Source organism: Staphylococcus arlettae (genome assembly GCF_025560845.1).
Lineage (GTDB): Bacteria > Bacillota > Bacilli > Staphylococcales > Staphylococcaceae > Staphylococcus > Staphylococcus arlettae.
Window position 1 is genome coordinate 77821 of the sequence record NZ_CP094803.1, and the last position, 14831, is coordinate 92651.

12 protein-coding genes are annotated in these 14831 nt (G+C 32.2%); 7 read left to right on the top strand and 5 right to left on the bottom strand.

The window, feature by feature from the left end; genetic code table 11:
* Positions 1-109 precede the first annotated feature (109 nt).
* From MUA37_RS00375 to MUA37_RS00395, 5 genes are all read left to right on the top strand, one after another.
* Positions 110-1666, top strand: a complete 1557-nt coding sequence (locus MUA37_RS00375) for a type I restriction-modification system subunit M (RefSeq protein ID WP_262624720.1) — start codon at positions 110-112, stop codon at positions 1664-1666.
* Positions 1659-2792, top strand: coding sequence for a restriction endonuclease subunit S (locus MUA37_RS00380; RefSeq protein WP_262624721.1), 1134 nt, complete (start codon positions 1659-1661; stop codon positions 2790-2792). The genes MUA37_RS00375 and MUA37_RS00380 overlap by 8 nt, the downstream gene beginning before the upstream one ends.
* Before the next feature lie 289 nt (positions 2793-3081).
* Complete coding sequence (locus MUA37_RS00385; RefSeq protein ID WP_262624722.1) at positions 3082-4278, top strand: PDDEXK-like family protein; 1197 nt, start codon at positions 3082-3084, stop codon at positions 4276-4278.
* 748 nt (positions 4279-5026) lie between these two features.
* Positions 5027-6652 carry a BCCT family transporter gene (locus tag MUA37_RS00390; protein WP_262624723.1) on the top strand — a complete coding sequence of 542 codons (1626 nt, stop codon included), beginning with the start codon at positions 5027-5029 and terminating at the stop codon, positions 6650-6652.
* Positions 6653-7005: 353 nt separating this feature from the next.
* The gene (locus tag MUA37_RS00395; protein WP_262624724.1) at positions 7006-7509 is read left to right on the top strand and encodes a GNAT family N-acetyltransferase; all 504 of its coding nucleotides are present in this window, start codon (positions 7006-7008) and stop codon (positions 7507-7509) included.
* Between the two features lie 183 nt (positions 7510-7692).
* Here MUA37_RS00395 and MUA37_RS00400 read toward each other — a convergent pair whose 3' ends face one another.
* Both MUA37_RS00400 and MUA37_RS00405 read right to left on the bottom strand, forming a co-directional pair.
* Positions 7693-8223 (bottom strand): hypothetical protein, encoded by a 531-nt coding sequence (locus MUA37_RS00400; protein WP_021459559.1) that lies wholly within the window; start codon positions 8221-8223, stop codon positions 7693-7695.
* 198 nt (positions 8224-8421) lie between these two features.
* Entirely contained in the window at positions 8422-9351 is a 930-nt protein-coding gene (locus MUA37_RS00405; RefSeq protein ID WP_142019197.1) for a ketopantoate reductase family protein, read from the bottom strand.
* A gap of 823 nt (positions 9352-10174) precedes the next feature.
* Between MUA37_RS00405 and MUA37_RS00410 the strand changes: the two genes are divergently transcribed.
* Positions 10175-12250, top strand: a complete 2076-nt coding sequence (locus MUA37_RS00410; protein WP_142019198.1) for a DUF262 domain-containing protein — start codon at positions 10175-10177, stop codon at positions 12248-12250.
* A 144-nt stretch (positions 12251-12394) separates the two neighbouring features.
* Here MUA37_RS00410 and MUA37_RS00415 read toward each other — a convergent pair whose 3' ends face one another.
* From MUA37_RS00415 to MUA37_RS00425, 3 genes are all read right to left on the bottom strand, one after another.
* Entirely contained in the window at positions 12395-12715 is a 321-nt protein-coding gene (locus MUA37_RS00415) for an ArsR/SmtB family transcription factor (RefSeq protein ID WP_002510685.1), read from the bottom strand.
* Positions 12715-13140: an SRPBCC family protein gene (locus MUA37_RS00420; RefSeq protein WP_262615258.1), complete on the bottom strand. Its 426-nt coding sequence runs from the start codon at positions 13138-13140 to the stop codon at positions 12715-12717. The genes MUA37_RS00415 and MUA37_RS00420 overlap by 1 nt, the downstream gene beginning before the upstream one ends.
* A gap of 162 nt (positions 13141-13302) precedes the next feature.
* Positions 13303-14283, bottom strand: coding sequence for a tRNA dihydrouridine synthase (locus tag MUA37_RS00425; protein ID WP_142019200.1), 981 nt, complete (start codon positions 14281-14283; stop codon positions 13303-13305).
* 329 nt (positions 14284-14612) lie between these two features.
* On the opposite strand from MUA37_RS00425, the gene MUA37_RS00430 reads away from it, so the two are divergent.
* Positions 14613-14810 carry a hypothetical protein gene (locus MUA37_RS00430; RefSeq protein ID WP_002510688.1) on the top strand — a complete coding sequence of 66 codons (198 nt, stop codon included), beginning with the start codon at positions 14613-14615 and terminating at the stop codon, positions 14808-14810.
* Positions 14811-14831 lie beyond the last annotated feature (21 nt).

The window sequence follows — 14831 nt, forward strand, 5'->3', positions numbered from 1 at the left end:
AGGAAACCTTTGTAATAATAAATATTGCAGAGGTTTTGATATGCGTCGTAAACACATACTACAATGATATAAAAAAGTATACAGCGATTTAATAAATGGAGGAAATGACATGTCAATTACAGAAAAACAACGCCAACAACAGGCTGAATTGCATAAACGATTATGGTCTATCGCTAATGATTTAAGAGGGAATATGGATGCCAGCGAGTTCCGTAATTATATTTTAGGGCTTATCTTCTATCGCTTTTTATCAGAAAAAGCAGAAACAGAAGTTGCAGAAGCATTATCAGGTGAAGATTTAACATATGAAGAAGCTTGGCAAGATGCCGAGTACCAAGAAGATATAAAGGCTGAATTGATTGAAAATGTGGGCTACTATATCGAACCACAAGATTTATTCAGTAGCATGGTTAGAGAAATTGAAAACCAACGCTTTGATATTGAACATTTAGCACAAGCGATTCGAAAAGTAGAAACATCAACTCTTGGCCAAGACAGTGAAGATGATTTCATCGGTCTGTTTAGCGATATGGATTTAAGTTCTACACGTCTTGGTAATACGGTTAAAGAGCGTACAGCACTCATCAGTAAAGTAATGGTTAATCTAGGTGATTTACCATTTGTACATAGTGATATGGAAATAGATATGTTAGGTGATGCCTACGAGTTCTTAATTGGGCGTTTTGCGGCCAATGCCGGTAAAAAAGCAGGGGAATTCTATACACCACAACAAGTGTCAAAAATCTTAGCTCAAATTGTAACATTAGGTAAAGACAAGTTAAGAAATGTCTATGACCCTACATGTGGTTCAGGCTCGTTACTTTTACGTGTCGGTAAAGAAACAACTGTCTATCGTTATAATGGTCAAGAGCGTAACAATACAACATACAACTTAGCTCGAATGAACATGTTGTTACATGATGTACGTTACGAAAATTTTGACATTCAAAATGATGACACACTCGAAAATCCAGCATTTTTAGATGAGAAGTTTGACGCTGTGGTAGCCAACCCTCCGTATAGTGCGAAGTGGTCTGCGGACAGTAAATTTAATGATGATGAACGCTTTAGTAATTATGGGAAATTAGCGCCTAAATCAAAAGCAGACTTCGCCTTTATCCAACATATGGTGCACTATCTAGACGATGAAGGAACAATGGCGGTAGTCTTACCGCATGGCGTCTTATTCCGTGGTGCAGCTGAAGGTACAATACGTAAATACCTTATTGAAGAGAAAAACTATTTAGACGCAGTGATTGGATTACCTGCGAATATCTTCTATGGTACTTCAATTCCAACATGTGTCTTAGTATTTAAGAAGTGTCGTGAAGAAGACAAAGACGTCTTATTTATCGATGCTTCGAATGACTTTGAAAAAGGTAAAAATCAAAACCACTTAACAGATGAACAAGTCGAAAAAATCATCGATACGTATAAAAACAGAGCAACTGTTGATAAATACAGTTATACAGCAAGTCTTAAAGAAATTAAAGACAATGACTATAACTTAAATATTCCAAGATACGTTGATACATTTGAAGAAGAAGAACCTATTGATCTAGACCAAGTTCAAAAAGACTTAAATCAAATCGATGATGAAATCACAGATGTAGAACAAGAAATTAACGAGTATTTAAAAGAATTAGGAGTGTTGAAACATGACTAATGATGTGAAGAATGTACCTGAGTGGAGGTTTGCTGGGTTTGTAGATGAATGGGAAAAAAAGTTGTTAAATGAAATAGCTAATGTTCAAATGGGCCAAAGTCCAAACAGTAAAAACTATACAGATGATTCTCAAGAAATGATTCTAGTTCAAGGTAATGCAGATTTAAAAAATGGAAAAGTTTTCCCACGTGTTTTCACTAAAGAGATAACTAAATTAGCAAATATAGGTGACATATTATTATCAGTAAGAGCTCCAGTGGGAGAAATTGGTATTTCACAAATGCCGGTTTGTATTGGCAGAGGGGTATGTTCTATAACTTCAAATTTATTTATATATTATTTTTTAGATTATTTTAATAATGAAAATAAATGGAAAAAGTTTTCCCAAGGGAGCACTTTTGAATCTATATCTGGTAATGAAGTAAGAAGTTTAATAATATATTCACCTTCTAAGACAGAACAACAAAAAATTGGTGATTTTTTCAGCAAACTTGATCGCCAAATTGAATTAGAAGAACAAAAATTAGAGAAGTTAGAAGAACAGAAAAAGGGATATATGCAACAAATTTTCTCACAAAAGATTTGTTTTAAAGATGATAATGGGAACGATTATCCAGAATGGGAAAGCAAAAAGTTTTTAGACATATTTAAATTAGCACCTTCGAAAAATAATCAAATAAAATCTTCTGAAGTAGTTGAAAATGGAATTATACCTGTAGTTGATCAAGGAAAAGATATTTTTTTAGGATATTCCAACGAAAAGGATAAAGCCATAGAAGATTTTAATAATGTGATTGTGTATGGAGATCATACAACCATAATTAAGTACATAAAGGAACCGTTTATAATTGGAGGAGATGGAGTTAAATTATTAGAAAGTAATGATGGTAGCTTAATTCACTATCTTTATATATTATTACAATATTTCAATGTAAAACCAGAAGGATATAAACGCCATTACAGTATTTTAAAAAATAAAATGATGAATATTTCTAATACTAAAGAAGAACAAGAAAAGATTGGTAATTTCTTTACTAAATTCGATGAACTGATTGAAAAACAGTCGAGTAAAATAGGAGTATTAAAACAACGTAAAAAAGGCTTTTTACAGAAGATGTTTGTGTAGTTCTGATAATGGCCTATTATGTAAACCTAATAACATAAATTGAAATTAATTTTGAACTCGGGACATGGATTTGTCTCGGGTTCTTCTATGGTGTGAAAAGGTAGGGATAACCCATGTAGCTTATATAGAGCGGTGCTCTTTATGCTTTTAATTCAATTCAGTTAAGTATTACTTAGAATAGAATAAGGATTAGTAAGAATTTCAATGTCATGATAGTAATAAATTGATGAACAACGCACTTTATAGAAAATGTGGCGTTTTTGCTTATTATAGTGTTGGAGGATGTTAGATGAATAATGATGAAAAATTATTGATTGAATTTATAAAGGATGTAGATAGATTAAATGAAATAGAAGCAAATATAGATAATTTTAGTGTTTTTGAGATATTGGGAACCGTTAATACAGAAATTAGACATAGTAACATGCTTGCTTGGTTATTCAATCCAAATGAAGTCCATGGGTTGAAGGATCTATTTATTAAAAAGTTTATTGAGGTTTATTTGAATAAAGTAACAGTACAAAAAGCTGATAGCTTTATTCTAAAAATATTATTAAAAGATTTTGATGATGTTACAGTGCGTAGAGAATGGAATCATATTGATATTTTGCTTATCTCCGAAGCTAATAAGGTTGTCATAGCTATTGAAAATAAGATTTGGAGTAAAGAAAGTAAAGGGCAATTGAAACGATATCAAAATGTAATAGAATCAGAGTTTTTAAATTATGAAAAGATTTATTGCTTTTTAACACCAGAGGCAGAGGATTCAAGTAATACCGAGGTTTGGACAAGTATGTCTTATATAGATGTTATTACTTGTCTAGAGACAATAGTAGCTCTAAAAAAAGATACAATAAATCCTAAAGTAAGTAGTTTTATTAATCAATATATAGATATATTAAGGAGATATATAATGAAAGACGAAAATTTAGAAAAATTATGTACAGAAATTTATTTTAAACATAAACGAGCATTAGATTTAATATTCGAATATAAACCAGATATACATAGTGATATTTCTAACAAAATACAAAGTATTATTAAAGAAGACGATAATTTGATTTTAGATGATAGTAGTAAAAGTTTAATTCGTTTCACTTCACAAAAGTTAGATGAGAAAATGGGAAGAAATAACTATGATTCAAAATGGACTTCATCTAATAGATATTTACTATTTGAAATTAGAAACAACTATGACCGGAAAAGTCTACATTTATTGATTGGCCCAAGTGATGAAACAACCCGCAAAAACTTACATGCTAAAGCATTAGAACATCCAGATGTATTTAAGAAAGTTAAAAAGATAATGACACCTGTTTATAATAGTATCTTTACCAAAGAACTTTATTCTAATAATAAACATCTTGAATATGAGGATATAATTAGAGCAGTGGAGAAAAAATTCCATGAATTCTTAACACATGATTTACCCAAAATAGAATCCGTTTTATTGGCAGAAGAACAAAGCTCAATACCAAATACATAATAACTTAGATAAATTGTAAGTATAATAATGGTGTAGCAACACTAAATATCTATGAATTTTAAGAAGGCCTGGGATAATATTGATTCATCCCAGTATCATTTCATATTGGCAGTAGCTGACTCTGACTGTATTGAAAATGCGCTTCATATCAAGCTCTTTGCAATGCTAGTCAGCCTAGCCGGAGTGGGTCGACGCAATCTTTGTTATTAAATTAGATGTCACACTCCCTTTTAATTTTAGTTGTAACCATCTAATTGGTCTATAGCAAACATATTACTAACCATTTTCAATATTCAATTTTAGAAATTTTTGATACCAAATCGAAAGTAGATGTTATTTTGGATCGTGAAAATTATTGGAAAAAGGTTTTAGATAGTAAAATTCACGGGATGAACCATAACTAGTAGTAAAATTGATAATCTTAGATATGCAACAGAATGGCTAAATTTCTTGTACTATTTTGCAAGCTAGTGTTATTGTTTTCTTCTTGATCTTTTGTACATTGTTATCTAGGTATTTAAGTTACTTTCACCATACCACCGCAGCTAACCAGTTGAATCATTGAATTAGCAACTATATTATAAAGTGTAACCTTGAATATGATTACGAAATTGTAATAAGTAACCCTGGAGGTGTAGTGATTTGAGCTAAATGCTATGTTTAAGGTCCATTTGACATAGTCAGATACTTTGTTATCCTTATATATGTTCAAAGAGGAGTGATCTTCTATTAACTATTGGGGGTTTTTATGAAACATTTTAAAGCTATGGACTGGGGAACGTTTATTTTAGCAGTTATTGTGTTATTGTCTGTTGTCATTCCTTTAATATTCTTTCCAACAGTCAGTGAACAAATTATTCTCACCTTAAATGATATGGTGACTGGGCAAATTGGTGCTTTATATTTAGGTATGGGGCTTGCTGTACTTATATTTGTATTGTACATTTCTTTTGGAAAGTATGGGCATGTCACATTAGGTAAAGCATCAGAAGAGCCAGAATTTAGCACTTTGAGTTGGGCTGCTATGCTTTTTTGTGCTGGTATTGGTTCAAGTATTCTATATTGGGGAGTTATTGAATGGGCGTATTATATTGAGTCGCCTCCCTTTTACTTGAAGCCTAGAAGTGAAGAAGCAATTAATTTTGCTGCGACATATGGTATTTTTCATTGGGGACCTATTGCTTGGGCAATCTACGTACTACCAGCATTGCCAATTGCATATTCATTATATGTAAAAAAGGTACCGATTATTAAAATCAGTCACGCATGTCGTCCGATATTAGGCAAATATTCCGATAACTGGATTGGAAAAATAATTGATGTATTATTCATATTTGGCTTACTTGGTGGTGCCGGTACTACCTTAGGACTTGGGACACCAATGATTGCCGCAGGTATCGGTTCGATTTTTAATATCGATGGAGATAGTTTAGCAATTCGAATTGGCGTTTTAGTAGTTGCAACTTTAATCTTTGCTATTAGCTCATATTCAGGATTAAAATATGGTATCAAAATACTAAGTGATATCAATATATGGTTGACCTTTGGCTTGTTGATTTTTGTTTTCATATTCGGTCCAACTGTATTTATTATGGAAACATCTTTCTCTAGTTTAGGGCTAATGTTCAGTGATTTCTTTAGAATGGCGACATGGCTAGAACCTTTTGGTGGTGTTGGCAAAGACATACCAGAAGAGTCGTTTCCGCAATCTTGGACTGTGTTTTATTGGGCATGGTGGTTAGTTTATGCCCCATTTGTTGGGTTGTTTATTGCTAGAATTTCTAAAGGTAGAAACTTGAAAGAGGTTGTGTTAGGTACAATTCTCTATGGTACATTAGGTAGTGTTTTATTCTTCGGCATACTAGGTAATTATGGTTTGTGGTTAGAACTTTCTGGCACTTTCTCAGTTACTGAAGTACTGCAGAATGAAGGTGGACCAGTAGCTATCATGTCTGTACTGAATCAACTACCGTTAAGTAAGTTAGTTACTGCTATTTTTGTAATCGTTGCGATTCTCTATCTTGCGACAACATTTGATTCAGGATCTTATATTTTAGCAGGTGCAACGCAAACATCTATAGAGGACGAACCATATCGTTGGAATCGTTTATTCTGGGCTTTTGCACTATCATTATTGCCGTTTTCGTTACTTTTAATCAGTGGAGATGATGCATTAAATCTCTTGCAAACAGCGTCTATTGTTGCAGGAGTACCTTTAATTCTTATCTTTATTATGTTGATGATATCGTTTATGAAAATCTTAAGTAATGATCGGATAAAACTTGAAGAACGTTCTAGAAAATATAAGGAAAAAGAACGCCGTACTTTATCGATCACTTATGCTAAAGAGAAAAATAAATGGTGGGAAAAGTAAAAAAGTTCACCGAGAACTATTAAGTTTAACGTGTCATTAATATCAAAATTGATTACAATATATATTTAAAAAGATGGTTTTGACAGAGTATATTCTACGTTGAAAAGTAGGATATACTCTTTTTTATGGAAAAAAGAGATAAAAACATCATGCTTAAATTAAAGAGGACTCACACATGTGAACATAGGTTTATCTTGTGGTATGTATTTGTACCAATTCACACGATATAGCCTTATAACTATTACCTGATACGTAGTAGCGTTATAATGTAATAAATAACAGGGAGTAGGATGCATAAACATAAAATCTTGTTGATGATTTATTAAAACCATCAAATAGGGAGTGATGAGATAATGACGTTCCGTAAATTGACTAAAGCAGATAAACAAGCATTTTTAAAATATTGGGATGACTGGAAGCATACTGATAAAATTGTTCCATTCTCTACTAGGTTTAATCGTTATTTGAATTTTGAAGAGATGTTGAGTGATTGGAAATATCAAGAATCTAACGAGGATTGGATGAAAAATTCAACGTATTTCTATATAGAAGACAATGTGATTATTGGTGCTGCAAATATACGACATGAGTTAACGGAAGCATTTTTGAAAAGAGGCGGACATATTGGTTATGGTGTTGCACCTTCATTTCGAAGGAAAGGTTATGCGACAAAAATTTTATTAGAGTCCTTAAAAGTTTGTCAGAAACTGGGTATCCAAAAAGTTCTGGTAACCTGTGATGAAGATAATATTGCTTCAGCAAAAGTAATTCAAAATGCTGGAGGTCTAGAAGGAACGCCATATATAGAGGATAATGGTAAGTGTATTCGTAGGTTTTGGATCGATATAAAATCATGATTAAGTTAAAGGTGTGACTCTTAAGACATTGCTAAACATATAACAATACCACTAAAATAAGCCGTCGGGTTGTGTGACTTCATTAGAACTGATTTTAAAATCAATGACTAATGGTGAATTGAGATTGCTAAAACAAAATATATAAATAATAAGAGACTGGAACATTATTGATATGTTCCAGTCTCATTTCGTATGGTCATCATAAAAGTGGTCTACAATGGGGGCGAAGCGTGTTTTTAAGTTATTGATCATACCCGTAGAACTACTCACAATATCTATGACATCCGTACTATTACTGAGTAAATGGTAGTCATTATAAATGCACATATATGGATTTTTTAACGCATATTTTAAGTACAACAGATAATTAATTATTTCAGCTTTTTTAACATTTTTAATGGTGACAATCTTATATATGTCTTTACTATCATATTCGTTTTCTGCTTCAAATAATCGCTCTTCCCAACTATTAATTGAAATATATTTGCCTATGCGAGTGGGTTCTTTGAAAATATATGGAACTAATGTACCGAAGTAATAAGAAATTTTAATATTGTCCGTGTCATTAAAAAGCATATCTATGATGTGAGTAAGATTCGAACGATTAATATTGTCTATATCGAATCTTACTCTATAGTCGTTATTTACTTGAAAAAACGGAGCAGGTTCTTCTGTTTTAAAGTTTATAGTTAACTGTGCTAATTGGATATCCAATATACATCACCTATTCATTTCAAATTTGCATTGTATGTCCTACATTCACTCTACATATAGTTAATATTATATAGAGTTTTTGATGAAGGTTAATATTTTATAGAATAGTTTTAAAAAGTAAATTAATAGTCACAAAAAATGAAGTGTGCTTCCACACTTCATTGAGAAAACAATTGGTCAAATCACTGCCACTTGTTATTATAATTTTGTTTCTAATTGATGGATCATCTGGGTGAGCATGGTATTACGAGGTGTCGGTATATTGACTTCTTGCCCATACGCAGCTATTTGACCATTAAGGTAATCTACTTCAGTTAAACGTCCGTTTGCATAATCTTGGTGCATGGAAGGGTAATGCAGGCCTTGCGCTTCTTTGGGATAAGCTGCTTCGACTTTTTGTAAAAGTTCATCGCTATTCAATTCGATACCTTTGACTTGTGCGACTGCGACAATTTCATCAATGATAGGCTTGACCATATCAGCTGAATGCGGGTAGCTACCAAATTCGTGAATGGTTTTGTTTAAAATGGTACATAATGGATTTAGCACACTATTTAAGGTCGCCTTAGACCAAATCGCTTCGAACACATTGTCGCTAATTTGTGCATTTAGTCCTGCTTTGTTAAGTATTTGAAGTATGGTATTCGTATGACTATCCATTTCGCCATCAGCTCTTTGTAAATGGATAGTGCCTTCTCCTTCTAGTAACAACTGTCCTGGAGCACGTAGTCCTGCAGTCCACATCGTTACGGCAAGATATATTTGTGATAACGGGACGATTTGTGATAATCGTTCTTCATGACCTAATCCATTCATCATACTCATAATCGCTGTATCTTCGTGGATGCAGCCGGCTGCTAGTAAATGTTTTAACATTGCTTCAGACTGCATCGCTTTCGTCAATATAATGATCAGATCGAATTCAGTTGTTACATCTTGCGCTAATATAGCAGGAATGTCGACAGTATAGTTCTCCGTCTCTGTTTTAATGTCCATACCATGTGTATTAATACGTTTGACGTGTGCTTCCCAATAATCTATAAGTGTAACATCATACCCTGCTTCCTTTATGGAAACACCAATTCGTCCACCCATTGCGCCTGCTCCGGCTATACCTATTTTATACATCGAAACACTCCCTTAGTCATGTTGATTTAAAAAACAATTGTTTAATATATCTCCACTATAGCATTTTATATTTTTTTATAAATAATATTGCGTCTGTTATTTTGGTGTTAATAATTTTTGGCAGTATTGCAGGATTCAAATGTGCTTATATTTTGTTTGAAAAGTAAGTTTGAAACAAAATTAGAAGTTACAAGTGATTAATATCATACTTCCTTGTAATTTGCACAATTTAAAAACCATTTATCAATTCATGTTAGTGGGGGATTTATATCATGTTTAGTAAAGGCAACAAAGCGTCGATAGGGATTGCCCCTGCTTATCTAAGCTTTATTATTGGAGACTGACATTCATCCACTGATAGATATTTTAATGTCAGTCGTTATGTTTGCGGTCATATTTAATAGTTGTATCGGCATGTTATATCCATTTTTTAATGGATTTACGACGCCGGGTTCTAAATCTTACATTTTATTGCTGATTGCTCCCTTTGGTTTAATAAAAGGGGCAAGCTTTTATATTAACATTTACTTGAAAGATAACAGGCATATAAAAATACGGTGGGGTGAGTCATCGGGTTGTGTGACGCCACTATGCCGTCACCTTCAAAACGACTGCCAAATGAAATTTTGAAGTGAGTTTAACGTAGTCACATAGTATTAGGTGCTTTTCTTGAAATTATTAGATGGGTGGTACGTAAATTCTAACTTCTTCATTTAACTAAAGTATATACTCTAAAATCACAAAATATTTATGAAACAATTTATTTTAATAGGGTATATGTTAATCTGTATATAACTATAAATAAAAATAAGGGTGATTATTTATGGATGGAAACGTCCGCTCTGCGATAGAATTTTTAAGGGGAGCAATACAAATTATTATTCCTGTTTATCAGAGGAACTATGATTGGAAGAGAGAAAATTGTGAATTGCTGTTTGAGGATTTAATTGATTTAGAAACAAGCAATAAACAAACACATTTTTTTGGTAGTATAGTTGTAAAACCAGGTAATTATGCGCAAGATATAATTGTCATAGATGGGCAACAAAGATTGACAACGTTATCTCTTTTAATGTTAGCTATAAAAAATTGGTTGGACAAAAATGAAGAAGAAGCTAAAAAAGTACGTTTAACACCGGAATATGTTTTAAATACTTTTTTACAAGATCAATACTTAAATACTACAGATAAATTAATTTTACAACCTAATCCAAGAGATTATAAGTCATATAAATTATTATTTGGGAATGAAAAATTTTATGACAAATCTTCAAATATTACTTTAAACTATGAGTATTTTTATTCATGTATTGATAATATGAATATCTCAATTGATCAATTAATGAGTTCAATACAAAAGCTTCAATTTATGGTAGTTAATTTAAATTCACCTGATGATGACCCACAATTAATTTTTGAAAGTCTCAATTCAACCGGGGTCGCTCTAACAGATGCAGATAAAATACGCAACTTCTTACTTATGAATGAGAATTTGTCTGAACAAAATAAGTATTTTCAAAACTATTGGCAACCATTAGAAGAAAATACTCATTTCGAAGTAAGTAAATTTTTTAGGTATTTTTTAACAATCAAAAATGCACAATTTCCAAAGATATCAAATGTGTATGATGAATTTAAGACCACTTATAATAATCTTGATTTTGATAAACAAAATTTATTTGAAGACATTAATGACTTCTCTAATACTTATAAAATGATTCTTGAGTGTAATACAGGGACAAAGAAAATAGATGTAATTTTAAATAGATTTTTAGAATTAAATGTCACTGTAATTAGACCATTTATAATGGCTATAATTAATGATTTTGTTTCTAATAAAATTGTCGAAGAAGAAGCTATCAAAATAGTAGAACTAGTTGAAAAATATATAGCAAGAAGGATAATTACCAAAACACCTTCGAATGCGTTAAATAAAGTTATAGCAACTTTGTATAGAGATTTTAGGCAGTTTCAAGATAAACATAACAATCAATATAAAGATTCAGAAGTTATCATATTTTTACTACTTAAAAAACAAGGGTCTGGAAGAGTACCAACGGATGAAGAACTAATTAGAAACTTTAAACATAATGATTGGTATAATATTAATTCATCATATCGTTCATATATATTTGAAAGGTTAGAAAACCATAACCACATTGAATCATTATCAATTTACGAGGGACTAAAAAATAAAGATTATAGTATTGAACATATTATGCCACAAAAATTAAGCTCTGATTGGAAAAATGAATTAGGAAATAATTACCAAAGAATTCATGAAAATTATGTCAACTCATTAGGAAACTTGACTATAACTGGATATAATTCAAAATATAGCAATAGAAGTTTCCAAGATAAACAAAATATGGAAAAAGGTTTTAAAGAAAGTCATTTTGTTAATTTAAACAAATTACCAGCTAGAAGTGACAAATGGGGTGAAGCTGAAATAATTGAGAGAACAAATCAGCTAATTACTTCTGCATTAGAAATTTGGGATTTTCCTGAATCGACAATACATGAAATGATAGAAGAAAAAGAAATGTATATCTATGATGGTAATGGGACTTTTTCTAATTATAAAATACATGGATTTACATTTATTAATGATGAATATATTCCTGTAAAAACATGGAAGGGTTTATTTGTAGAGCTATTTAAATTATTGGCTAAAATTGATTTGAATCCATTGATTGAATGTACAAAAATAGACACAAAAATTGGCTTTGAATCAGCTATATTTAGCGAAAAAACAGATGATACTGAGGAAATAGTCCCAGGTGTATATTTATTTGTACAATTATCCAATGAAAGAAAAATGAACTATATTAACAAGTTTTTCGAAAAATATAATATATCATATGACCAATTATCATTAGATGTTGAATATAAAAATTAAACAGTTATTAATTGTAAACATAAAGTAACAAAAGCATTTTATAACTCATTGTAAATTAAAGTGAAAGCAAGTAGATTTATTGAAAAGATAAAAATAGGCCCGCTCTTATAGCAAATAATAAGAGCAGGCTTTTTATAATTTAACTTAATTGTCATTCACATAATTTTTAAGGTTTTCCAGCTTATTATCCCAGTACACATCGAAATACTGCAACCAGTCGCTCACTTTTTTCAGTTCTTGCGCGTGGGTTTTGTATCTGGTTTCTCTGCCGGATGTTTTTTTAGTTACAAGGTTGGATTCAAAGAGTATGGTTAAATGTTTGTTGACCGCTGTTCTTGAAATTGAAAACTCATCAGTGATTGATGTAATTGATCTTTCATCATTAGCAAGCAACATTAAAATTTTACGACGATGTTGGTCAGCGATGGCATGAAATACATCGTGTTTTGGTTGTACCGATTGCATTATGACGTCACGTAATTTACTAAATGTGTATTTACGATTTCATCCCAACCATCGTCCATAAAGCCTTGGACAACAGAATGAGGTTGACCAAACTCTGTTTCTTTATTGTCGTCCCAACCTGAATGAATAAGGGTGAATTCAGTAGTATGATCATCGATTGCTTTGAGTTTAAAAGTAAGATTCCAATCTTTCCCCCAATCAAAACTGACAATCGTTTTGGGTTTAATCTTAGTTACTTTACAAGGAGAATCTCCAAATTCCCCTGCATGTAAGGTGAATGCTTTACCTTCTACAGGTTCAAAATCATTCAGCATCCACCAAGCTGTGATGCCTTCAGCTGTTGCGACAGCATCCCAAACTTTATCTTGATTGGCATTTAAGGTGACAACTTTTTTAATTTCCGTTAACTCAGAATTATTAGACATGCAAAGACCTCCAGAAAAAATATGACACCAAAAGGTGTTATATTAATCGTAACACGTTTTGGTGTCATATCAAAATTTTAATGGGCTGGATGTAATATTAAAGTATTGCCATTATAAATGAAGTAATTTTGTATAATAAAAAAATCCCAATACGCAAACGTATTAGGATTTTACTTCGTCGTCCATGCGAGCTTCAAAGTCATCAAGTAATGCACGGGCTTCATCGGTTGTATTGGTCTGCATCAATTGATGACGCAGTTCGCTAGCCCCTCTGATGCCACGAATGTAGATCTTAAAGAATCTGCGTAGGGGTTTGAATAGTCGAGATTCCTCTTTGGAATATTTGTCGAACAATGAAAGATGTAATCTCAACAAACCTAACAATTCTTCACTCGTATGTTCACGAGGCTCTTTTTCAAAAGCATAAGGGTTATGGAAAATGCCTCTGCCAATCATTACACCATCAATGCCATACTTTTCAGCAAGCTCAAGGCCTGTTTTTCTATCTGGGATATCACCGTTAATAGTTAACAGTGTATCTGGTGCGATGTCGTCACGCATTTGTTTGATTGCTGCAATTAATTCCCAGTGTGCATCAACCTTACTCATCTCTTTACGTGTACGTAGATGGATAGATAAATTGGCAATGTCTTGTTCAAAGACATGTTTTAACCAATCTTTCCACTCGTCTATGTCATAATAACCGAGTCGTGTTTTAACACTTACCGGTAGTCCACCTGCTTTGGATGCTTGAATAATTTCTGCTGCGGTTTCAGGTCGTAGAATTAAACCAGACCCTTTACCTTTACTCGCAACATTAGCTACAGGACAACCCATATTCAAATCAATGCCCTTAAAGCCCATCTCTGCCATACCGATACTCATTTCGCGGAAATGCTCTGGCTTGTCACCCCATATATGAGCGACCATCGGCTGTTCATCTTCACTGAATGTTAAGCGTCCACGAACACTGTGTATACCTTCTGGATGGCAAAAGCTCTCAGTATTTGTAAATTCTGTAAAAAATACATCAGGTCTCGCTGCTTCACTAACTACATGACGAAAGACGATATCTGTAACGTCTTCCATAGGCGCCAAAATAAAAAATGGACGTGGTAATTCACGCCAAAAATTTTCAGTCATAATATATTTAAACCTTCTTATCTATAATTATCTCGAATTTTTATCCATGATGATATTACCATAAATTGTCAACTTACACAAAAGTATTTTGATAGTCATAGCCTTAATGCAGGGTGGTCTGTCAGTTATCTAAAATAAGATGACAACTGCAATATTGTAGAGGGCAAGGGCGAAGAATCAGTTTGAATCATAAAATTTTGTTAATTTTAATAACTAATAACATCATATATATTTGTAAAAAAATAAAAAAATTATATTAAAGCGCACCAAATAATCAGAAAAATATTGTATGATGTATTTGGAGAGGGGGGGATTGGAGGCTAGCAATAATGGAAAATAATAATATTGAACCTATCAATATAGATGACTTTAAATTAGATTTTGAAGAAAAAGAAATAAATAATGATCAAAAAGAATTGGTCGGAGATATGGATACTAGAACAATAACTACTACAAGAAGGTTTATCACTAAAATAACATGTAGAGGATCATGCACGTGTAATTGTACATCTATTTGTTTTGCTTAAATAAAATACTATATCAAAAAA